Annotated in this window: 17 protein-coding genes; 2 read left to right on the top strand and 15 right to left on the bottom strand. The window is 56.2% G+C overall.

Going from position 1 to position 23,848, the window contains the following annotated elements:
• Positions 1–118 precede the first annotated feature (118 nt).
• Genes fusA through rpsL form a run of 3 tightly spaced genes read right to left on the bottom strand, consistent with a single transcriptional unit; the run spans position 119 to position 3,115 of the window.
• The gene (gene fusA, locus PH5382_RS18540; protein WP_058335876.1) at positions 119–2,236 is read right to left on the bottom strand and encodes an elongation factor G; all 2,118 of its coding nucleotides are present in this window, start codon (positions 2,234–2,236) and stop codon (positions 119–121) included.
• 21 nt (positions 2,237–2,257) lie between these two features.
• Positions 2,258–2,728 (bottom strand): 30S ribosomal protein S7, encoded by a 471-nt coding sequence (gene rpsG, locus PH5382_RS18535; protein WP_058335875.1) that lies wholly within the window; start codon positions 2,726–2,728, stop codon positions 2,258–2,260.
• A 15-nt stretch (positions 2,729–2,743) separates the two neighbouring features.
• Positions 2,744–3,115, bottom strand: a complete 372-nt coding sequence (gene rpsL / locus PH5382_RS18530) for a 30S ribosomal protein S12 (protein ID WP_005621086.1) — start codon at positions 3,113–3,115, stop codon at positions 2,744–2,746.
• Positions 3,116–3,614: 499 nt separating this feature from the next.
• On the opposite strand from rpsL, the gene PH5382_RS18525 reads away from it, so the two are divergent.
• Positions 3,615–4,421 carry a putative rhamnosyl transferase gene (locus PH5382_RS18525; RefSeq protein ID WP_058335874.1) on the top strand — a complete coding sequence of 269 codons (807 nt, stop codon included), beginning with the start codon at positions 3,615–3,617 and terminating at the stop codon, positions 4,419–4,421.
• Positions 4,422–4,494: 73 nt separating this feature from the next.
• Here the strand turns inward: PH5382_RS18525 and PH5382_RS18520 are convergent, their stop codons facing one another.
• The 12 genes from PH5382_RS18520 to secE form a co-directional block, all read right to left on the bottom strand.
• On the bottom strand, positions 4,495–5,367 hold the full coding sequence (locus tag PH5382_RS18520) for a DMT family transporter (protein WP_058335873.1): 873 nt from the start codon (positions 5,365–5,367) through the stop codon (positions 4,495–4,497).
• Positions 5,368–5,370: 3 nt separating this feature from the next.
• Positions 5,371–6,177 carry a glycosyltransferase gene (locus PH5382_RS18515; RefSeq protein ID WP_058335872.1) on the bottom strand — a complete coding sequence of 269 codons (807 nt, stop codon included), beginning with the start codon at positions 6,175–6,177 and terminating at the stop codon, positions 5,371–5,373.
• Between the two features lie 212 nt (positions 6,178–6,389).
• Entirely contained in the window at positions 6,390–10,631 is a 4,242-nt protein-coding gene (gene rpoC, locus PH5382_RS18510) for a DNA-directed RNA polymerase subunit beta' (RefSeq protein ID WP_058335871.1), read from the bottom strand.
• A 54-nt stretch (positions 10,632–10,685) separates the two neighbouring features.
• A complete protein-coding gene (gene rpoB, locus PH5382_RS18505) occupies positions 10,686–14,822 on the bottom strand; it encodes a DNA-directed RNA polymerase subunit beta (RefSeq protein WP_058335870.1) in 4,137 nt (1,378 codons plus the stop codon).
• Between the two features lie 263 nt (positions 14,823–15,085).
• Positions 15,086–15,457 (bottom strand): 50S ribosomal protein L7/L12, encoded by a 372-nt coding sequence (gene rplL, locus PH5382_RS18500; RefSeq protein WP_058335869.1) that lies wholly within the window; start codon positions 15,455–15,457, stop codon positions 15,086–15,088.
• Between the two features lie 81 nt (positions 15,458–15,538).
• Entirely contained in the window at positions 15,539–16,057 is a 519-nt protein-coding gene (gene rplJ, locus PH5382_RS18495) for a 50S ribosomal protein L10 (RefSeq protein ID WP_058335868.1), read from the bottom strand.
• A gap of 425 nt (positions 16,058–16,482) precedes the next feature.
• Complete coding sequence (locus tag PH5382_RS20360) at positions 16,483–17,775, bottom strand: FAD synthase family protein (RefSeq protein WP_368664677.1); 1,293 nt, start codon at positions 17,773–17,775, stop codon at positions 16,483–16,485.
• Between the two features lie 416 nt (positions 17,776–18,191).
• Complete coding sequence (rplA, locus tag PH5382_RS18485) at positions 18,192–18,890, bottom strand: 50S ribosomal protein L1 (protein WP_058335867.1); 699 nt, start codon at positions 18,888–18,890, stop codon at positions 18,192–18,194.
• A gap of 1 nt (position 18,891) precedes the next feature.
• Positions 18,892–19,317, bottom strand: a complete 426-nt coding sequence (rplK, locus tag PH5382_RS18480; RefSeq protein WP_009810689.1) for a 50S ribosomal protein L11 — start codon at positions 19,315–19,317, stop codon at positions 18,892–18,894.
• A gap of 225 nt (positions 19,318–19,542) precedes the next feature.
• A complete protein-coding gene (locus PH5382_RS18475) occupies positions 19,543–19,884 on the bottom strand; it encodes a hypothetical protein (RefSeq protein WP_058335866.1) in 342 nt (113 codons plus the stop codon).
• Positions 19,885–20,044: 160 nt separating this feature from the next.
• Entirely contained in the window at positions 20,045–20,578 is a 534-nt protein-coding gene (nusG, locus tag PH5382_RS18470; RefSeq protein WP_058335865.1) for a transcription termination/antitermination protein NusG, read from the bottom strand.
• Positions 20,579–20,837: 259 nt separating this feature from the next.
• Positions 20,838–21,035, bottom strand: coding sequence for a preprotein translocase subunit SecE (secE, locus tag PH5382_RS18465; protein WP_058335864.1), 198 nt, complete (start codon positions 21,033–21,035; stop codon positions 20,838–20,840).
• 383 nt (positions 21,036–21,418) lie between these two features.
• Between secE and PH5382_RS18460 the strand changes: the two genes are divergently transcribed.
• Positions 21,419–23,632 (top strand): O-linked N-acetylglucosamine transferase family protein, encoded by a 2,214-nt coding sequence (locus PH5382_RS18460; protein ID WP_231751933.1) that lies wholly within the window; start codon positions 21,419–21,421, stop codon positions 23,630–23,632.
• Positions 23,633–23,848: the final 216 nt, after the last annotated feature.

Genomic DNA, 23,848 nt, shown 5'->3' with positions numbered 1-23,848 from the left:
CGATGGTGCCGATGTTGACGTGCGGCTTATTACGTTCAAACTTTTCCTTAGCCATGATGGCCTCCTTTGTGATTGAGAAAGGTCCGCGCAATTCGCGAACCTTCCAATGTCTTGTCGCTTACGCGAATTTCGCCTGAATTTCGTCCGAGATGTTCTGCGGCACGGGATCGTAGTGCGAGAACTGCATGGTGAACTGGGCGCGGCCCGAGCTCATCGAACGCAGGGTATTGATGTAGCCGAACATGTTCGCCAGCGGCACGTTTGCTTCGATCGCAATCGCATTGCCGCGAGGCTCCTGGCCGGAAACCTGACCACGACGGGAGGTCAAGTCACCAATGATGCCACCGGTGTATTCTTCCGGCGTAATCACTTCCACTTTCATGATTGGCTCAAGCAGCTTGGCGCCCGCTTTGCGCATGCCTTCACGCATACACATCCGTGCGGCGATTTCAAAAGCCAGAACCGAAGAGTCCACGTCGTGGAACTTACCGTCGATCAGGGCAACTTTGAAGTCGATCACGGGGAAGCCGGCCAGAGGACCAGAATCCATCACCGAGTTGATGCCTTTTTCGACACCTGGGATGTATTCTTTCGGGATCGCACCACCAACGATTTTGCTCTCGAAGGAATAACCTTCGCCTGCTTCGGTGGGGGAGATGATCATCTTCACTTCGCCGAACTGACCCGAACCACCCGACTGTTTCTTGTGGGTGTAGGTGTGTTCAACTTCGTGACCGATGGTCTCACGGTAAGCAACCTGAGGCGCACCAATGTTGGCTTCAACCTTGAATTCACGCTTGAGACGGTCAACCAGGATGTCCAGGTGAAGTTCGCCCATGCCCTTCATGATGGTCTGACCGGACTCGATGTCGGTCTCCACACGGAAGGATGGATCTTCAGCAGCCAGACGACCCAGACCCTGAGACATTTTCTCTTGGTCCGCTTTGGTCTTGGGCTCAACCGCGATCTCGATAACCGGATCGGGGAAGGTCATGGTTTCAAGAACCACTGGTTCACTGGTGGCGCAAAGCGTGTCACCGGTGGTGGTGTCTTTCAGACCTGCCAGCGCGATAATGTCGCCCGCGAATGCTTCCGTGATCTCTTCACGGTCATTCGAGTGCATCATCATCATCCGGCCAACACGCTCTTTACGACCTTTGGTCGAGTTCAGCAGAGTGTCGCCTTTGGACAAAGTACCCGAATAGATACGGGTAAAGGTCAGCGAGCCAACAAAGGGGTCGTTCATGATTTTGAACGCCAGGCCAGAGAAGGCCATATCATCGTCAGCACGACGCGCGATGTCACGAACTTCGTCTTCATCGCCGGGTTTGAAGCCCATGTAATCAACAACGTCCAGCGGGCTGGGCAGATAGTCGATCACAGCGTTGAGCAGCGGCTGAACACCTTTGTTTTTGAAGGCAGAACCACCAAGAACAGGAACGAAGGCCATTTCGAGTGTACCCTTGCGCAGCAGTTTGCGCAGAGTTGGTACGTCGGGCTCTTCACCTTCGAGGTAGGCTTCCATGGCGTCGTCGTCCATTTCGACGGCCGCTTCAACCATTTTGCCGCGCCATTCGTCAGCCAGCTCTTTCAAGCTGTCACGGATGGGAGCTTTGATCCAGGACGCACCAAGGTCTTCACCCTGCCACAGCCATTCTTCCATGGTGACCAGATCAACCTGACCTTCCAGCTCTGTTTCCGCACCAATCGGGAACGCAACGGGCACAGCACGTGCACCGGTACGGTCTTCGACCATGTGAACACAGTTAAAGAAGTCTGCGCCGATCTTGTCCATCTTGTTGACGAACACCATCCGAGGAACCTTGTAGCGGTCAGCCTGACGCCACACGGTTTCGGTCTGGGGTTCAACACCAGCGTTGGCGTCCAGAACACAGACTGCACCATCAAGAACCGCCAGCGAACGCTCAACTTCAATGGTGAAGTCAACGTGGCCGGGGGTGTCGATGATGTTCAGACGGTGCTTTGGAGAGTCAGCAGTTTCGCCATCTTCGGTGCGTTCCCAGAATGTGGTGGTCGCCGCCGAGGTGATGGTGATGCCGCGTTCCTGCTCCTGCTCCATCCAGTCCATGGTGGCCGCACCGTCGTGCACCTCACCAATGTTGTGGGACTTGCCGGTGTAGTACAGGATCCGCTCGGAACAGGTGGTTTTACCTGCATCGATGTGCGCCATGATACCGAAGTTACGGTAATGGTTGAGAGTATACTCGCGTGCCATTGGTCTAATGTCCTCTGGGAGTTACCAACGATAGTGGCTGAAGGCTTTGTTAGCTTCGGCCATCTTGTGGGTGTCTTCGCGCTTTTTAACAGCAGTACCACGCGATTGAACAGCATCCATCAGCTCGCCTGCAAGGCGCTCTTCCATGGTGTTCTCATTGCGCTTGCGTGCTGCGGTGATCAGCCAGCGGATGGCCAATGCTTCGCGACGCTCAGGGCGAACTTCGACGGGAACCTGATACGTTGCACCACCCACACGGCGGGAGCGAACTTCGACCGATGGTTTGATGTTTTCCAGCGCTTCGTGGAAAACTTCCACGGGGGCGCGCTTGATTTTACCTTCAACGCGATCGAAAGCGTTATAAACGATACGCTCAGCGACCGCCTTTTTGCCGTCGATCATCAGGTTGTTCATGAATTTAGTCAGAACGCGGTCGCCAAACTTTGCGTCTGGCAGTACTTCGCGTTTTTCAGCGGCGTGACGACGTGACATATCAGCCTCTCCTTCTTATTTAGGACGCTTCGCGCCGTACTTCGAACGACGTTGTTTACGGTCTTTGACGCCTTGGGTATCCAACACACCACGCAGGATGTGGTAACGGACACCCGGAAGGTCTTTTACACGACCGCCGCGGATCAGAACCACGGAGTGTTCCTGAAGGTTGTGGCTCTCACCTGGGATATAGGAGATCACTTCGAAACCGTTGGTCAGGCGAACCTTCGCAACTTTCCGCATCGCGGAGTTCGGTTTCTTAGGTGTGGTGGTGTATACACGTGTGCACACGCCGCGCTTTTGTGGGCACTGCTCCAGGTGCATGGACTTGGAGCGCTTTACTTTTGGCTGCCGCGGCTTGCGGATCAGCTGTTGGATCGTTGGCATTCCGGTTCTTTCCCCGTTTCGCAACTTTGGTCATGCATGCTTGGTATAGCATGCGGCTCAATCTTCGTGCGCCTACGCGTCCGCAAGCGCAAAAACCGCAATCGCTTCCATTCCGAGGTAAGCGACGCGGTGGTTTAACAGAGGGCTCAGGTGATAAAAGTACCTGAACCTTGATACACAACAGTGTTGATATCGGCTTGTGGGGCGACCCCCTGATTGCCGGATAGGCGCGCGTATATGGGGAGTCGCTGGTGTTGTCAACTGCAGCGCGCCATTGCCTCCCGTCTCTGAGCCAAAGCCCGCCTCAGTTTTGCCAAAAGGCAGGGATCCCAACGCGGGGCAACAGGGCATGATCCCGAACTGTCCCCGCCCGCATTTTGATCGGCGGCAGCCCCGGAAAAGCCAAGACCGGTTGTCGCTCGCGCGGGCTCCATGCATAGTTGCAGCCTGATGCTAAACACCCTCGACAACTGTGTCACGGGTTTCGGGATATGCGCGCATGCAAGTGATTGGCCTTTGCCGGTTCTCCTACCCCGCCTTTGGCGGCTTCCAAGTAGAACATAACAGTATCGAAGACCGCATCGCCTTTCTCTATGGCGAGGCCCGCCTCGAAGAACGGTTTCGCCTGCTGGAGACCATCGCCCTGCCCTGCCTGCGGGAGCAGACCGATCAGGATTTTGAGCTGATCATGGTGATTGGCACCAGCCTGCCCGCCCATCACCAATCCCGTCTGCGCGACCTGTGCGCAGATATTCCCCAGATCCGCATTCACGCAGAGCCGCCGCGCAAACAACGCGAGGTGATGAAAGAACTGCTGAATGCTGCCCGGCGCGATCCAAAGGCCCCCTGCCTGCAGTTTCGCCATGATGACGATGACGCCATTTCTGTCGATTTCATCGAGAGGCTGCGCCAGACCATCGCCGATTGCCCCGGTCTGGTGGCGCGCAACAAAACCCTCGCCGTCGATTTCAACCAGGGCTTTGTCGCCGAGGTCGGCGCGACCGGGATTGCCGCCACTACAATCCACCGACCCTACTATGTCGCGTCACTGGGCATGTATGTCAGCGGTGGCAACGCGCAGACCATCATGAATTTTGCCCATGAAAAAATCCCGCGCTTCATGCCCACCGTGACGATCAGCGATGCTCCGATGTTTGTGCGCAGCCACAATGGCTACAACGATTCACGTCAGAAGAAGGTGAAGCCCATTCCTGTCACCCCTCTCACCCCGGAACAGATCGGAGAGTTCGAAGCCCGGTTTGCCCTGCGCGACGACCAGATCCGCAAGGTCTTTGCCCCCGCCTGATGAAACCCACCTGATTGACCCGGCCTGATGAACCCGGCCAGCTGCCTGTTACCTGAGAGATCAGGCCTCTGGGCTAGACCTTGCCGGGTCGGTTCTGCCGCTCTCGATACAGCGTGAACAACCCTGCCGCCACGACCAGAGAGCCGCCCAATAGCGTCACCCCATCCGGCCAGTCCCCAAAAATCAGCCAGCCCAAAAACAGCGCCCAGATCAATCCGGTATAGCGAAAGGGCGACACCACGGCGACTTCGCCGACGCGCATGGTCATGACCGAAAACAGATAGCCACCAAAGATGAAACACGCCGCCGCCGCCAGCATGCCCACCTGCCCCGGAGTGACCGGCTGCCAATCCTGCAACAGACTGTAGACCAGACCGAAGGTCAGCACCGACAACGAGGCCATAAAGGTGACCAGCATAGAGGGCACCGCCGCAGACATCCGGCGCGTCGCAAGATCGCGAACCGTTACACAGGCCACAGCCCCAAGCGCAAAGATCGAAGCCGCATCGAACCCCTCGGGTCCGGGGCGAACGATCAGCAGCATGCCACAAAATCCCGCCAGAATCGCCAGCATACGCCGCCAGCCCACCGCCTCGCGGAACAACAGGGCAGCCCCCAGTGTCACGGTCAGCGGCAACATCTGCAAAACGGCAGTGATATTGGCCAGGGGCATCCGCATCAGAGCGGTCAGAAACAGGAAGGTAGCCCCTGCCTCTGCCAAGCAGCGCAGCAGCACCAGCCCCCAGTCCCGCCCCGCGAGACGCATCCGCAAACTGCCCTGATAGCGCGCCAGCGCAAAAATCAGCAGGCTCGCCATGGCTCCGCGCAAAACCAGGATCTGCGAGAGAGGCAGCGCCTCGCCCACTGCCTTGACCAAAGTATCATTGAGCGTGAAGGCCGCCATGGAGCCCATCATCAACAGCGCACCAATCTGATTGGGTGTCATGGGTCAGATCGCTTTCAGGGCTTCAAGTGTCATACCAAAATGCTGCTGCAATCCGGCGTCCAGCGCGGCTTCGTTCATCTTGTGGGTGACACCGGTCTGCGCCGGGTCGGACTTATTGTCACCGTGAATGGTGCGAATATAGGCAGGCACGGTCACATCTGAATAGATGTTGAAATGACTAGCCAGTTTCCGGTGATTGTATCGATAGGGATTGGCCCAACTCTTCGCTGGCGCCACCAGGGCTGTACCCGCAGAAAGCGGTGTCTGCTCGATGGCATCAAATACCTTGGGGCCCGCTGGTGTGGCCTGCAGATAGAACCCGCGGTTATGGGCAATCACGAATGACCCACCGGGAGGCTGCAACGGCAGGATCCCTTTGGCCAGGGCCTTGGTGCGTCGGACAAAATCCATATCCACAGCATCATCGTCATCAAGCCGAAACAGAATGCGATGGCTGTCTGGCGCGCATGGGATTGTATTGTAGCCGTGGCGCAGCAATCGATAATGCCTTTCGGTCCCGACCGGCAGAAAATGCAGGTTGGAATGCGGGGCCAAAAGCGATTCCAGTCGGTTGCGAAAAATCTCGGGCATGGACTCGGCCGTCAGGATGACCACGTCAAAATCAGGGTCCGTCTGCTGCAAAAGAGACGGCAGGCATAGGTTTTCAAAGATGCTGAACCGCAGCTCCATCCGATCTGGATCAAACAGGTGCGCTGCCGTTTCTTCCAGAGTATCGAAACGTTCCGAATAATAAGTCGGCGTGAGAACGGAAAACCGGACCAAACCCACCATTTTCAAACTATCTGCCATTCAAACTCCAACCCGCCACGGCCCTTCAGTGCCGCCGCCGAGACACCTTTGATCATGCTGCATCAGATACCCCATTGGAGAGTTCGGCACAAACAGGCATGGGTCAAGACCAAGTCTTTGCACCACAGGCCCTCGCTGCAAAAGCTTCTGGCAAAAGAAAACCCCCCGCGCCGATGGCGCGAGGGGTCATTTCAGTCAAAAGATCAGCGACTTTAGTCGCGGCTTTCCGGCGTTTCCACCAGATTGTCGAAGGTTTCGCTCGCGAGGTCTTCTTCGACCACCGGTGCTGCCAGGGCTGCGGCGGCTTCGGCTTCTTCGCGACGCGCTTCGAGCACCACGTTGTCACGGCCCTGTGCGATCTGACGCACACGCTGGGTCGCACCACCGGTCCCGGCTGGGATCAGACGGCCAACGATGACGTTCTCTTTCAGGCCAACCAGTTTGTCCCGCTTGCCCTGCACCGAAGCTTCGGTGAGAACCCGCGTGGTTTCCTGGAAGGAAGCCGCAGAGATGAACGAGCGTGTCTGCAGCGATGCCTTGGTGATCCCGAGAAGGATCGGCGCGCCCTGAGCCGGACGTTTGCTGCGCGACAGTGCCTTTTCATTGGCCGCGAGGAACTCTGCCTTATCCACATGCTCGCCTTTGAGCAGCGTGGTTTCACCCGAGTCCGAGATCTCCCACTTCTGCAGCATCTGACGCACGATGACTTCGATGTGCTTATCGTTGATCTTCACACCCTGCAGGCGATAGACGTCCTGAACCTCGTCGATCATGTAGTTGGCCAGAGCCTCTACACCCATGATGCCAAGGATGTCATGCGGCGCCGGGTTACCATCCATGATGTAGTCACCCTTCTGGACAAAGTCACCTTCCTGAACAGGAATGTGCTTGCCCTTGGGCACCATGTATTCGACGGCATCGCGTGACTCATCCGCAGGATCAATGGAGATCCGACGCTTGTTCTTGTAGTCACGGCCAAAGCGCACATACCCATCGAGCTCGGCGATGATGGCGTGATCCTTGGGACGACGGGCTTCGAACAGTTCGGCCACACGTGGCAGACCACCGGTAATGTCCTTGGTCTTGGCGCCTTCACGCGGGATACGCGCAACTACGTCACCGGCCTGGACTGGGTCGCCATCTTCGACAGACAGAACCGCATCCACGGACATTGGGTAGGTCACCGGGTTGCCGTTATCCAGGCGCATCGGTTCACCATCGGTGCCCACAACAAAGATCTCAGGCTTGAGCTCGCTGCCTTTGGGGGCGGCGCGCCAGTCGATGACGATCTTCTGGGTCATGCCGGTTGCATCATCGGTTTCGTCGCGCACGGCGATACCAGAGACCAGGTCGACATATTTGGCCGTACCGGACTTTTCGGCGATGATCGGCAGGGTATAGGGGTCCCATTCGAACAGTTTGTCGCCGCGACCGATGGTCTGACCAGCGGCAACGAACAGTTTGGAGCCGTAGCCCAGCTTGTGGCTGGCACGCTCTTCACCATGTTCGTCTTCGATGATCAGCTTCATGTTCCGGCCAACAACCAGCACATCCCCGTCGGAGTTCTTAAGGGTGTTCTCGTTTTCGAAAACGATCTTACCCTCGTGGCTGGCTTCCTGGAAGGACTGCTGGCCACCCTGAGCAACGCCACCGATGTGGAAGGTCCGCATCGTCAGCTGTGTACCGGGTTCACCAATCGACTGTGCGGCGATGATGCCGACAGCTTCGCCAGTGTTGACCATGGTACCGCGTGCAAGGTCACGACCATAGCACATGGCGCAGACGCCCTCTTCGGCTTCACAGGTCAGAGGCGAACGGATCCGCATGGACTGCACACCTGCTGCTTCGATGGTATCGGCCAGACGTTCGTCGATCAGCTGACCTGTTGCCGCAAGGATCTCTTCGGTGCCGGGACGTTTGACGTCTTCGGCTGTGACACGACCCAGAATGCGCTCGCCAAGGCTTGCAACAACTTCACCGTCATTGACCGCTGCCTGAGCAGTGATCGAATTTTCGGTGCCGCAGTCACGATCGCGCACGATGCAGTCCTGTGCAACGTCAACCAGACGACGGGTCAGATAACCCGAGTTCGCCGTCTTCAGAGCCGTATCCGACAGACCTTTACGAGCGCCGTGGGTGGAGTTGAAGTACTCCAGAACCGACAGGCCCTCTTTAAAGTTCGAGATGATCGGTGTCTCGATGATGTCGCCGTTCGGCTTGGCCATCAGGCCACGCATACCGCCCAGCTGTTTCATCTGTGTAACCGAACCACGCGCACCGGAGTGGGCCATCATGTAGACCGAGTTTGGTTCTTTTTCGGAACCGTCTTCCGCGCGTGGCGTGGTCGAGATGGTGGTCATCATGGCATCGGTGACGCGGTCGTTACACTTGGACCAGGCATCGACAACTTTGTTGTACTTTTCACCCTGGGTAATCAGGCCGTCCATGTACTGCTGTTCAAAGTCCTTCACCAGACCGCGTGTCTCATCGACGATGGGCCATTTGGTTTCAGGAATGACCATGTCATCCTTACCGAAGGAAATACCGGCCTTGAAGGCTTCGCGGAAACCCATGGTCATGATCTGGTCACAGAAGATCACCGACTCTTTCTGACCACAGTAGCGGTAGACGGTATCGATGACCTGCTGCACCTCTTTCTTCCGCAGAAGACGGTTCACCAGTTCAAAGGGTGCCTTGGCGTTCTTGGGCAGCAAAGCCCCCAGCATGACGCGGCCCGGCGTGGTTTCAAAGCGCTGAAGCACCTCGTTGCCTTCTTCGTCGATCTGGGTGATCCGCGCTGTCACTTTCGAGTGCAGGTGAACCTCACCGGCATCCAGTGCGTGCTGGACTTCTTCGATGGTGCCAAAGACCTTGCCTTCGCCGATCATGCCTTCGCGTTCCAGGGTCACATAGTAGAGACCCAAGATCATATCCTGCGACGGAACGATGATTGGCGCGCCGTTTGCAGGCGACAGAACGTTGTTGGTCGACATCATCAACACGCGCGCTTCCAGCTGAGCCTCAAGGCTCAGTGGGACGTGCACGGCCATCTGGTCACCGTCAAAGTCAGCGTTGAAGGCCGAACAGACCAGCGGGTGCAGCTGGATGGCTTTACCTTCGATCAGCGTGGGTTCAAACGCCTGAATACCAAGACGGTGCAGTGTCGGCGCACGGTTCAGCATGACAGGGTGTTCGCGGATGACTTCGTCGAGGATATCCCAAACTTCGGGACGCTCTTTTTCCACCAGCTTCTTCGCCTGCTTCACGGTGGAGGACAGACCTTTGGCCTCCAGACGCGAATAGATGAAGGGCTTGAAGAGTTCCAAGGCCATCTTTTTGGGCAAGCCACATTGATGCAGCTTGAGTTCCGGACCGGTCACAATGACCGAACGACCGGAGAAGTCGACGCGCTTACCCAAAAGGTTCTGACGGAAGCGACCCTGCTTACCCTTCAGCATGTCGCTGAGCGATTTCAGCGGACGCTTGTTGGCACCGGTGATGACACGACCACGACGGCCGTTGTCGAACAACGCATCCACAGATTCCTGCAGCATCCGCTTTTCGTTGCGGACGATAATGTCAGGCGCGCGCAGTTCAATCAGACGCTTCAGACGGTTGTTCCGGTTGATTACCCGACGATACAGATCGTTGAGGTCAGAGGTCGCAAAACGGCCCCCATCCAGCGGCACCAGTGGGCGCAGTTCTGGCGGGATAACCGGGATCACGGTCATGATCATCCACTCTGGGCGGTTGCCGGATTCCAGGAAGGATTCCACAACTTTCAGACGCTTGATGATCTTCTTGGGCTTCAGCTCACCGGTGGCCTCAGCCAACTCGGCGCGCAGGTGCTCAGCTTCAGAGTCCAGATCGATGGCCGCCAGCATTTCGCGGATCGCTTCGGCGCCGATATTGGCGGTGAAAGCGTCCATGCCAAAGGCATCCTGGGCGTCCATGTACTCTTCTTCGGTCATCATCTGGCCATAGGTCAGGTCAGTCAGACCGGGCTCGATAACAACGTAGTTTTCAAAGTACAGAACCCGCTCCAGATCGCGCAGGGTCATGTCCAGCATAAGACCGATGCGCGATGGCAGCGATTTCAGGAACCAGATATGCGCAACGGGCGCGGCCAGCTCGATATGGCCCATGCGCTCGCGGCGGACCTTTTGCAGGGTAACTTCAACACCACATTTCTCGCAGACAACGCCGCGATACTTCATGCGCTTATATTTACCACACAGGCATTCGTAGTCTTTGATCGGGCCAAAGATACGGGCACAGAACAGACCGTCGCGCTCTGGCTTGAAGGTCCGGTAGTTGATGGTTTCTGGCTTTTTGATTTCGCCATAGGACCAAGACAGGATCCGTTCCGGTGACGCCAAGGAGACTTTGATTTCATCAAAGACCTTTGTGGGCGTCAGCGGGTTGAACGGGTTGTTGGTGATTTCCTGGTTCATTTGTGTTTCCTCAAATTTGTGCGGAAGGGGGGAGGGAAGTATGGACGGGCGCCCTTACTCCTCTTCCTCCGCATCCAGGAGTTCCATGTTCAGGCCGAGGCCACGGACTTCTTTGACCAGAACGTTGAAGCTTTCGGGTACGCCCGCTTCAAAGTTGTCCTCGCCTTTGACGATCGATTCATAGACCTTGGTCCGACCGGCAACGTCATCCGATTTGACGGTGAGCATTTCCTGCAGGGTATAGGCAGCGCCGTAAGCTTCGAGAGCCCAGACTTCCATTTCCCCGAAACGCTGACCACCAAACTGCGCCTTACCACCCAGCGGCTGCTGGGTAACCAGCGAGTATGGGCCGGTGGAACGGGCGTGGATTTTGTCGTCAACCAGGTGATGCAGTTTCAGCAGGTACTTGATGCCGACGGTCACGGGGCGGGCAAACTGCTCGCCGGTGCGGCCATCAAACAGAACCGACTGACCCGAAGAGTCAAAGCCAGCACGTACCAGAGCGTCATTTACATCCAGCTCTTTGGCACCATCAAAAACAGGTGTCGCAATCGGCACACCGCGGGTCACATTGCCAGCCGCCTCGACGAGGTCGAACTCGGACATGTCTGCGATGCCTTCCTCGTAGACGTTCTCGCCATAGGCATGCTTCATCGCATCCCGTACAGGCGTCAGGTCGCCGGAACGACGATAGTCCTGCAGCGCGTCATCCACCTGGATACCCAGACCGCGTGCGGCCCAGCCCATGTGGGTTTCGAGGATCTGACCAACGTTCATCCGCGAGGGAACGCCGAGCGGGTTCAGACAGAAATCGACCGGGGTCCCATCCTGAAGGAACGGCATGTCCTCCATCGGAACCACTTTCGAAATCACACCTTTGTTGCCGTGACGACCAGCCATTTTATCACCAGGCTGAAGCTTACGCTTCACGGCGATAAAGACTTTGACCATCTTCATCACGCCGGGCGGCAGATCGTCACCACGACGGACTTTTTCGACCTTGTCTTCAAAACGGGCATCCAAGGCGCGTTTCTGCGCTTCGTACTGCTCGTTCAGGGCTTCGACAACCTGTGCGTCCTGCTCCTCTTCGAGGGCAAGCATCCACCACTGACCACGGCTGAGCATCGACAGTGTGTCTTCGGTGATCTCAGCACCAGAGCGTACGCCCTTGGGGCCTTTGACAGCGGTTTTGCCAAGCAGCATGCCACGCAGACGGGCGTAGATGTTGCGGTCCAGGATCGCGAGTTCATCGTCGCGGTCACGGGCCAGACGTTCGACTTCTTCACGCTCGATCTGCAGCGCGCGTTCGTCTTTTTCAACACCGTGACGGTTAAAGACGCGGACTTCGACGATTGTGCCGTAGTCACCGGGCTTCACCCGCAGGGATGTGTCACGCACGTCCGAGGCTTTCTCACCAAAGATGGCGCGCAGCAGTTTTTCTTCTGGCGTCATTGGGCTTTCGCCCTTTGGTGTGATCTTGCCGACCAGAATATCGCCCGGTTCAACATCCGCACCGATGTAGACGATGCCAGCCTCATCGAGGTTGCGCAGCGCTTCTTCACCAACGTTGGGGATGTCACGAGTGATTTCTTCTGGACCCAGCTTGGTATCACGGGCGGCGACTTCGAATTCTTCGATGTGGATCGAAGTAAAGACGTCGTCACGGGCGATACGCTCGGAGATCAGAATGGAGTCTTCGTAGTTGTAGCCGTTCCAGGGCATGAAGGCCACGACGACGTTTTTACCCAGAGCCAGTTCACCGATATCGGTGCTTGGGCCATCGGCAATCACTTCGCCCTTGCGGACTTCCTGACCAACACGCACCAGCGGACGCTGGTTGATGCAGGTGTTCTGGTTCGAGCGCTGGAACTTGCGCATGCGGTAGATGTCTACGCCTGCGTCGCCCAGTTCCAGATCCGAAGTTGCACGGATAACGATACGCTGGGCATCAACCTGGTCGATGATCCCGCCGCGTTTCGCCATGATCGCCGCACCAGAATCGCGGGCCACAACTTCTTCGATACCGGTGCCAACTAGGGGCGCCTCGGCACGCAGAAGTGGAACCGCCTGACGTTGCATGTTCGAGCCCATCAAGGCCCTGTTCGCATCGTCGTTTTCCAGGAACGGAATAAGCGAAGCCGCAACCGAGACCAGCTGCTTTGGGCTAACGTCGATCAGATCAACGCTTTCGCTGGGCGCCAGCGTGTAGTCACCGGACTGACGGGTCGACACCAGATCATTGGTGAACTTGCCGTTTTCGTCGAGCGAGGCGTTGGCCTGAGCCACAGTGTGGCGCATTTCTTCGGTCGCCGACATGTAGTGAACTTCGTCAGTCACCTGACCTTCGTTCACAACGCGGTAAGGCGTCTCGATGAAACCGTATTTGTTGACGCGGGCAAAGGTCGCCAGCGAGTTGATCAGACCAATGTTCGGGCCTTCCGGCGTCTCAATCGGACACATCCGGCCATAGTGGGTCGGGTGAACATCTCGAACTTCAAAACCGGCACGCTCACGAGTCAGACCGCCAGGCCCAAGCGCCGAGAGACGGCGTTTGTGGGTGACTTCCGACAGCGGGTTGGTTTGGTCCATGAACTGCGACAGCTGCGACGAGCCAAAGAATTCACGAACAGCCGCTGCGGCTGGTTTTGCGTTGATCAGATCCTGTGGCATCACAGTGTCGATCTCGACAGAAGACATACGCTCTTTGATCGCGCGCTCCATGCGCAGCAGACCAACGCGGTACTGGTTTTCCATCAGCTCGCCAACGGAACGCACACGACGGTTGCCAAGGTGGTCGATGTCATCGATGCCACCACGGCCGTCACGCAGATCAACCAGGGCCTTGATGCAGGAAACGATGTCTTCCTTGCGTAGGGTCCGCTGGGTGTCTTCGGCGTCCAGCGCCAGACGCATGTTCATTTTGACGCGACCAACGGCCGACAGGTCGTAGCGCTCGCTATCAAAGAACAGCGTGTCAAACAGCGACGAGGCCGCTTCGACGGTGGGCGGTTCGCCCGGACGCATGACGCGGTAGATATCCATGAGCGCTGTGTCGCGACCCATGTTTTTATCCGCCGCCATGGTGTTACGCATGTAGGGGCCAACATTGACGTTGTCGATGTCCAGAACCGGAATGTCGGTGATACCCGCATCCATCAGTTCTTTGACTGTACCGCCAATGATGTCGCCATCCTTGTCGTATTCCATGGTCAGCTCATCGCCGGCCTCAACGTAGATCGCACCGTTCTCTTCGTTGATGATGTCCTTGGCGACAAATTTGCCAATGATGTGATCGAAGGGAACCAGAAGATTGCTGATCGCGCCCTCGTCGATCATCTTCTTCACGGCCCGTGGTGTCACTTTCTTGCCAGCTTCGGCAAAGATCTCACCAGATGCCGCATCGACCAGATCAAAGGTCGGACGGGTGCCACGCACACGATCAGGGAAGAAGGGGGTCACCCAGCCACGGCTCTTGTCGAGCGAGAAATTCACCGTGTTGTAGTAGGCATCCATAATGGCTTCCTGGTCCAGCCCCAGTGCATAAAGCAGGGTGGTCACAGGCAGTTTACGGCGGCGGTCAATACGGGCAAAGACGATGTCTTTGGCGTCAAACTCAAAGTCCAGCCAGGAGCCGCGATACGGAATGATGCGGCAGGCAAACAGCAGTTTACCGGAAGAGTGCGTCTTGCCTTTGTCGTGATCAAAGAACACGCCGGGCGAACGGTGCATTTGTGATACGATAACACGCTCGGTGCCATTGACGACAAATGTGCCATTCGGGGTCATCAGAGGCATGTCGCCCATGAAGACGTCCTGTTCTTTGATGTCCTTGACCGATTTGGCGCCGGTATCTTCGTCGATATCAAACACGATCAGACGCAGGGTAACCTTCAGCGGCGCAGAATAGGTCATGTCACGCTGCATGCACTCTTCGACGTCGTATTTAGGCTTCTCAAAGGAATATTTCACGAATTCCAGAACGGAAGTCTCGTTGAAATCCTTGATCGGGAAGACCGATTGGAAAACGCCCTTGATACCTTCGCCATCGAGCGGCTCTGGGGAATCTCCGGAACGGAGAAACAGATCATAAGACGATTTTTGAACCTCGATGAGGTTCGGCATATCCAGCACTTCGCGGATTTTGCCATAATACTTGCGTAGACGTTTCTGGCCAAGGAACGTTTGAGCCATGTCAGATGTCACCTTTCGAATTCTCACTGGTCAAGAATGCCGCCGGGCCCCGGCATCTTGCCCATACGAGACAGCGTGGTTGGATCTATTCATGGCCACCGTCCCGAATGGCGGCCTCCCGATCCTTTGAACCTCGCCTGAGAAAAGACCCGTTAACAATGGTCCTTGCTGAGACAGATTCGGCTGGACCCGGATTTCTCCGGATCCAGCCTGAACTTTGCAGGGAACAGTCGGCGTAGCCGACCCTCCCCAGCGAAGATGGCTTAGGCCACTTCGACTTCGGCGCCAGCTGCTTCCAGCTTGCCTTTGACGTCTTCGGCTTCGTCTTTCGACACGCCTTCTTTGATCTTGCCGCCAGCTTCGACCAGCTCTTTGGCTTCTTTCAGGCCAAGACCGGTGATCGCGCGGACTTCTTTGATCACGTTGATTTTGGATGCGCCGGCGTTCTTCAGAACGACGTCGAATTCAGTTTTCTCTTCAGCCGCTTCGCCGCCGGCGTCGCCAGCTGCCATTACGACTGCACCGCCAGCGGCGGGCTCGATGCCATACTCGTCTTTGAGGATGGTTTTCAGTTCTTGTGCTTCCAGCAGGGTCAGACCCACGATGCTTTCTGCGAGTGCTTTCAGATCAGCCATTGTATCAGCTCTTTCCGTGTTCAGTATGTGTGTTCTAACGCATGGGCTTGTGCCCCACGCCAGTCATTCAGTGCCAACCGCTTACGCAGCTTCCGCCTTCTCTTCGATGGTCGAAAGGATGCTTGCGATATTGCTTGCAGGTGCGCCAATGGCCCCAGCGATGTTGCTTGCAGGTGCGCCGATGCAGCTTGCGATCTGAGCAATAAGCTCTTCGCGCGAAGGCATTTTCGACACAGCTGTAACACCAGCCCGGTCCAGAGCGTTCTCACCCATTGCGCCGCCAAGAATTTCGAATTTCTTGTTCTCTTTGGCGAATTCTTCGGCCACTTTGGCAGCTGCCACAGGGTCCTCAGAGTAGGTCAGAACGGTCATCCCCGTCAGCAGGTCAGAAATGCTTTCACACGACTTTCCCTCGAGGGCGATTTTGGCGAGCCTGTTTTTGGCAACACGCACGGCACTACCAGCTTCGCTTGCGCGCGCTCGTAGGTCCTGCATCTCAGCAACTGTCAGACCGACGTAGTGTGCAACCACCACGACGCCAGAGCTTTCGAAGATCTGGCCGAGTTCCTCGACCAATTTCTCTTTCTGGGCTCTATCCACAGTTCTCTCCAAATTTGGGGTGTAAACACCCCGGCTCATTGATGTGCCAGACAAAATTGCCTGACGTTCAAGTCCGTTTTACAGGGATAGCCAACGTCGCCCGAAGGTAAAAAAACCCTCGATCTTTTTTGTCTTTCCCGTCTCAGGAGGGAAATTAAGACCCGATCGACAGGTCACCCACCATCTTGGACGAAATGAAATAAAGCGCACGACGAATCGCACGCTTTACCTCTAGGTCGTATTACTGGCAATTCGAAGGATTTCCAAGTGGTAAAACGGTATCTTCTGCGCTGGCCCATAGGACACGAGCGCAACACCCTCGCAACATCAAAGCGAAATACCCAGCCTTTGCGCCCGCAAGCTGGGTAGTCCACCGGTTGAGCCCGCCAACCCCGCCCATCAATACGGCCAATCACGCGAGCCAATCACTCCGCTGCGAGGCTACTGATTTCAAACTTCAGCTTGGTTATCGAGATATCCGCCGTTCGGGGCAGGTACAAAACCTGGCACAGATCAGACAGATCATCAAATTCACCCAACCAGTCATCCCCCATCACAAAGAGATCGGCACTGTACTTGACTATGTCGGCCCGCTTTTGCCCCCAACCATTTTCGGGGATAACCTTGGTGACATACTTGCAGGCCTCCAGCATCTCTGCGCGCTGTGCGTAGGGCAACACTGCCCGCTTGCCCTTGATGGCGTTGAATTCGCAGGTCGAACACCCAACGATAACCTCGTCAGCGAGGCGCGACAGCCGCTTGAACAACCGCTGGTGCCCGACGTGAAACAAGTCAAATGTCCCATAGGTCAGCACGCGCTTAAATACTCCATCGCCGACCAACTGCAAAAACGGCGCGAACCGGTGATTTGCCTCCCGCCAGGGAAAGACGAAGTATGGGTTGGGCTCACGCCAGTCAGCGCCATAGTTCACGGCCAGCATTTTTTCCGGTTTGGCTGGGATCGGCAGGTCAGACACCGCGCAGGTTTGCAACGGCAGCACATCGGATGCGTCGAGTTCGCCATGGGTATGGGGGAAGACAAAGACCTTGCCATCTTCTATCCAGGCCGGAAACAAATCTATCGTGAAACCTTCGGGAGAGGTCAAGATGATCGCCCGCATGCGGCCGTCATTTTGCTCTTCTACTCGTGCAAGCCCTTGGTGGAACAGGGTCAGCCGGAGCTCCCGCCAACGCTGCGCCGCCGTTTCAAAACTGTCGGCCCGCAGAATAACACCCAAATCCACATCATCGTCATGATCCAGCAGCTTGCCCTCCCGGACAACACCAAGAAGCGCGCCGGAGTTCAAAAACACCTCGCCAGCCAGCGGGCGCAGCTTTTGGATAAGAGGCCTGAGGTAGCTCCAGATACTGTCATCAGACTGATCGGCAAACAGCTGGTTGCCATGACTCGCCAAAGCCTCAGGAGGAACATGTAATTTCAGGAAGACATCAAAGGCCTGAAAGGCCTCCATTTGCTGGCACGCACTGCGCAGCTCGAAAAGCCGCGCCATACATTTGCGCACCTCAAAGGCACGTTTGCGCCGCTGCAGCAGCAACATCACTTTAGCCTCCAAGGCCAAAACGGAGATGTCACCCTCGTAGCGATCCAAGGCCTTTAAGTAGCGCCAAAACCGGAAACCGTCTTTTGGCTGACAAAACTGCGCGCGCACGTCTCGATGGAGCGCTAAAATGCGCTCGCTTTCCTGCATTTCCTGCATGCCTACACCTCAAATTCGACTTTTTTGTATTTTTTAAGGTTACGTTAACCATTTTGACAAAATTGAAACTGCTTTTTGCGTATCTCGGCGGAAATTTTCGTCGAAGTGATGCAGTTTTAACAAACCGGCCCGTGTCAAACACTCCTGCTTGTTTGCCCTCAGCGCGCGCATAAGCCGGCTGGCTGGAAGAGCTGCCAATTGAAACATCTGAAACAAGATCCGGCCGGAGCAATACCCTCCACAGGACCAGACACAGGGCCGGACAGTGGGCCGTACAGTGCGCCAGACAGTGGGCCAGACACAGGGCTTGGCACAGCTTTGCACTCCTAGGCTCAACTCACAGAGGTACATGCAAATAAAAAAGGGCGGCGCCACTGGCACCGCCCCCAAATCAATCAATCTTGACCGTCGCTTCCTTATTCGGAAACAGCACCGTCAACATCGATGGTCACGCCAGGACCCATGGTCGAGGACAGGACGATTTTCTTCATGTAGGCACCCTTGGCACCAGCCGGACGCGCTTTGGCAACCGCGCTGATGAAGGCGCTGACGTTTTCAGCCAGTTTGGCTTCGTCAAAGGAGGCTTTGCCGACGCCTGCGTGGACAACACCACCTTTTTCCGCTTTGAACTGGACTTCGCCGCCTTTGGCCGCTTCAACAGCCGCTTTGACGTCCATGGTCACGGTGCCAACCTTGGGGTTAGGCATCAGGTTACGTGGGCCGAGGATCTTACCCAGACGACCAACGATAGGCATCATGTCAGGGGTAGCAATGCAACGATCAAAATCGATGTTGCCGCCCTGGATGGCTTCCATCAGGTCTTCTGCGCCGATCACGTCTGCGCCGGCTTCCTTGGCTTCGTCAGCCTTGGCGCCACGGGCAAATACAGCAACGCGCATGGCTTTGCCGGTGCCGTTTGGCAGGCCGATCACACCACGAACCATCTGGTCAGCGTGACGGGTGTCAACGCCCAGGTTCAGAGCGATTTCGATGGTTTCATCGAATTTCGCCTGTGCGTTTGCTTTAACCAGTGCAACAGCTTCTGCAACGGTCACATTGTTCTTGCCAGCGAAGGCTTCGCGCGCGGCGCGGGTACGTTTACCGAGCTTTGCCATCTTACTTCACCTCGATGCCCATGGAGCGGGCAGAGCCCAGGATAATCTTCATCGCCGCTTCGATATCGTTGGCGTTCAGATCTTTCATCTTTGCTTCGGCGATTTCTTTCACCTGAGCAGCAGTCACGGTACCAACGGTTTCACGCGAAGGTGTCTTGGCGCCGGACTTAACTTTGGCGGCCTTCTTCAGGTAATAAGACGCAGGAGGCGTCTTGATGTCCATGGTGAAGGACTTGTCCTGATAGTAGGTGATCACGGTCGGGCACGGCGCACCGGGCTCCATGTCTGCGGTCTTGGCGTTGAACGCCTTGCAGAATTCCATGATGTTGATGCCGCGCTGACCCAGAGCGGGGCCAACTGGCGGGGATGGGTTTGCTTGACCTGCAGGAACCTGCAGCTTCATCGAACCAACAAGCTTCTTAGCCATTTGGTTGTCCTTTCAACTCGGGTGAAACGCGTTTCACCCAGTGGATGTTGCGTGGTCCGACCAAGGATCGCGATCCTCGAATCTCCCACGAGAGAATCTCGCCCGAAGACGATAGAGGCGGCATGTACAGGGGAATGGTGCGGGTGGCAAGCAGGAAGGCATGGTGAAGGCCAATGTCAGCTGTGAGCCCAAAGTGTTCAATGCTGCGCTACGCATGAATGGCGGCTATTGAGGAGTGAATTCCAGCCAACCAGCAGAACCAGCCACAAACAAAAAACCAAGAAACAGCGCCAACGCGATTATCCAATGGATGAATGTCTTCCGGCGTTTCCCTTCTTTGGGGAACCAGTTAAACTTACGCAACCAACCCAAAATCAAATCCATGAACATGAGCACGAACATGAAGTGGCGGAAAAGCAGGTAGATGAACAACACCCCAAGGATAATTCCTGCCAAGGTGTTGGCTGGGACAATCTCCCAACTGTTTCCGTTGGCTGAAGTGGCTATCGTGCTTTCCATCTGTTCCGCTCCCTTTTGATCCTGCCAAGGATTAGTCGAAGACAACATTGCGGCAAGCACTAAATTGCATCGGTTCTTTGCGAAGCAGACCTTCAATTCGTTTCAGTAAAGGTCTGGACAATCCGCTTAGCTGACGGCCCCAAGAATACAAAAACGCCGCGAGCTTTTAGCATCGCGGCGCTTGTAATTCTTACAGTTGGGCTGAAATTCAGCTCTGTTTGGTAACCTGGGTAAAGTCCAGCTCGACCGGGGTTTCGCGACCAAAGATCGACACGCTGACTTTTAGCTTCTGGGTCTCGTCATCGACACCCTCAACCATGCCGTCAAAGTCCTCAAAGGGACCATCGTTGACCTTGACCTTCTCGCCGATCTCAAAGGAGATCAGTGTACGTGGTGCCTCGATACCTTCTTCGACACGGCCCAGGATGCCCTGAACTTCGGCGTCGCGCATTGGCATGGGGCGCCCCTGTGGACCAAGGAATCCGGTCACCCGGTTGATCGAGGAAATCAGGTGATACCCACGGTCGGACATTTCCATGTGCACCAGAACATAGCCCGGCATGAAACGACGCTCGGTCGCGACTTTCTTGCCGCGACGAATTTCGATCACCTCTTCCGTGGGGACCAGAACTTCGTCGATTTCATCCTCAAGCCCTTGTTCGGCAACCGATGTGCGAATCTGCTCTGCGATTTTCTTTTCGAAGTTCGAAAGAACGCTGACCGAATACCACCGTTTCGCCATGAACTTGACCGTCCTTAGTTTTGCCGGGCGTAAAAACTTACGTCGCCGTCAGTGAATTTGAGGTTCTGCCGCTTAAGCCTGCCTAGCGCCAAACGCGCCTGAACAGAAATCGGCGCGCAACTCGAATCGCCGCACGCCCACGTCAGAGATTTTGGGTCAACTACCCGCCAATCGGTCCAAGATCAAGAGCCGGGACCGGTTTTGTGCAGGGTTGTGCAGACAGAACAAGCGTCCGCGAGAGGCATGCGTGAGCCGAAACTCAGCCGAACATGCCCAAAAGGCCCTGCAGACCAAAGCGGATCAACAGATCAACCATTGCAAAGAACACAGCAGTCAATGCGGCCATGATGAAAACCATGACGGTTGTCAGCAGGACTTCGCGGCGTGTAGGCCAGACGACCTTGCTCACCTCGGCACGGACTTGCTGGATGAACTGTACGGGATTGATGGTGGCCATGTGCCTTGTATCTTTCTGCTAACAGGGTCTGCGGCATTTAACGCCAGTTGGCTATGAATTCAAGCCCCAGCCTGTGATCGGCCAGCCTGTGACCAGCCAAACTGTGATTGGACTGCCCCCAATTCGACCTCCTGCATGCAGATTGTGAGTTTTTAAGATCGCAGATTTCCCTAGGACAATCGCCAAGACAATCGTCGGAGCCCCCAAGATCTCGCCATAAGAACTCTGGGTAAACCGAGATTTTGCGGTCGCCGTCAATTTGAGGCAACTCTATCTTAATTCCCTCCGGCTATCCCTAAGGAACGCGGTTTGTGGCCACAGAATGTTGGCCTGCCGCCTGTGCGTGACTTTTGAGATAGGATGCCATGACAATCGCTTTATCCATGACCAGAGCCAATCGCCTAGCGCGGGATCAGAAATTCAGTGATGCTGCCGCGATTTATGGCGACATCCTGGCTAAATTCCCAAAGAACACCAAGGCCCGAAAGGCGTTGAATGACTTGCGAAAACAGATCTCGCAGGCCGAAAACCCTGGGATTGAGGTCCAAAAGGGCCTGGTTCGGGACTATGAGTCGGGGCAATACGGTCAGGTAGCTGCAAACTGTGCTTCGCTTTTGAACAGCCATCGACGCTCGCATTTTCTGTGGGAAATTCTTGGCAATTGTCACCTGAAGAACGGGCATCTGGACGAGGCCGCGACCTGCCTGAACAAGGCCTGCGAGCTGAACCCCAAGGCGCCTTCCAGCTTTGCCGCCCTGGCAGATGTCTATCGTGCGCAGGGGGACATGAACAACGCCATCGCTCTCTATGAAAAATCCCTGTCACTGGATCCGGACCTGCTGCCGAGCCTGAACAATCTGGCGCGCGTTCTGTCCGACCTCAACCGCATGCCCGAGGCATTACCACTGCTCGAGAAAGCTGTGACGCTGGCGCCCAACAACCCGACTCTCCTTTACAACTACGGCAATGCCTTGCGAAAATCCGGCGACATGACGCGGGCAAAGGCGCTACTCGAAAAGGCCACGGAACTGGCCCCACAACTTGTCGAAGCACAGTACAATCTAGCACAGATGCAGTCGTTGGATGGGGACAAGGAACAAGCCATCGAGCGGTTTGAAGCTGTCCTTGTAAAAAATCCGGGCGATGATCGCACCCGGTCCGACAAGCTGCATGCCCAGGCGCAACTGAACGACTGGCGGTGGATCGATGAATACCAGGCCCACCGCCGCCATCTTGGCCTCACCGGGACAGCCTGCGCTCCCTTCACCGCCCTCACCTTTGAGGACAATCCAGACCTGTTACGCCTGCGTACGCAAGCCTACGCCAACGAGATCATGCCAGCGCCCAAAGCCGCGACACGCCAGACACCTTGCCCGGATGAGCTGCGCCCAGACCGGTTGCGCATTGGCTATTTCTCTTCGGATTTTCACGATCACGCCACCATGCGCCTTATGGCCGGCCTGTTCGAAGCCCATGACCAGACCCGGTTTCACATCACAGCATACTCCTATGACGGAGCCCCTGCTGATGCGACACGCAGCCGGGTGATGAAATCCGTATCCCAATTCAAGGATCTCTCGGCCGCATCTGATCAGGCGGTTCTTGACCTCGTGAAATCCGACGAGCTGGACATCGCCGTGGATCTAAAAGGCTTTACTGGCGACAGCAGATCCAGGCTTTTCAGTGACCGGCTGGCACCTGTCCAGATCTCCTACCTGGGATTTCCGGGCACTCTCGGCAGCAGTGCCTTTGACTATCTCATCGGCGATCACGTAACCTGCCCGGCAGGCAGCGAGCGCTACTACGAAGAGCACCTGATCCGAATGCCCCACAGCTATCAGGTCAACGACAACACACGCAAACTGTCGAGCCAGCAATTCACCCGCAAAGACTGCGGCTTGCCGCAGGATGGTTTTGTCTTTTGCTCTTTCAACAACAGCTATAAGATCACGCCCCGCGAATTCGACATCTGGATGCGCCTGCTTGCTCAGGTGGACGGAAGCGTTCTTTGGCTGTTGGACACAAGTGAGACATCCAAAGCCAACCTGCGCCGGGAAGCACAAGCCCGCGGGATCGACGCAGAGCGTCTGATCTTTGCGCCGCGTGCCGCACAGCCCGAACATCTGGCGCGCCATCAGGTTGCCGATCTGTTCCTGGATACCTTCGTAGTCAATGCCCATACAACGGCCAGTGATGCGCTCTGGGCTGGGCTGCCGGTCCTGACCCTGCCAGGGCGCCAGTTCGCAGCCCGCGTCGGGGCCAGCCTTCTGCAGGCCGTCGGGATGCCCGAACTGATCGCAACTTCCGAAGCCGACTATGAAGCGCGGGCCCTAAATCTGGCACAGGATCTGGATGCGCTCGCCAAACTACGTGGCAAACTGCATCGCAACCGCCAAACGGCCCCGCTGTTTGACACCAAGGGCTTCACCCGTGATCTGGAGCAGGCCTTCGACATGTCCTTTGAGCATCACCTGCGAGGACGCGCACCGGTTCACCTGAACGTATCTGAAGGCCCCACCTGCAACAGCAAGCTCCCGAACCCGGCCCATTTGCCCCTTCTCAGAGGGGGCGTTATAGGAATGGGCCAGCAGGCATAGAATTTGGGCGGCGCCGGAGCCTAACCTTGCGCCGCTCGAATCTGGATAGCGAAGCGTTTGACCGTAAATATTGGGGCCTGGGAAAATTTGCGTCCCAGGCCCAGCTTTGAGACGCTATGCCTAGGCTAAGGAATCATAGCCAGTAAATGACAATTTCCGCGAGGGCAATCTTCGCTTCGTCAATATTCCCAATCACTGAACTACTCCCCATTTATT

This window comes from Phaeobacter sp. CECT 5382 (assembly GCF_001457775.1).
Lineage (GTDB): Bacteria > Pseudomonadota > Alphaproteobacteria > Rhodobacterales > Rhodobacteraceae > Pseudophaeobacter.
This window is presented reverse-complemented; position numbering and strand designations above follow the sequence as displayed.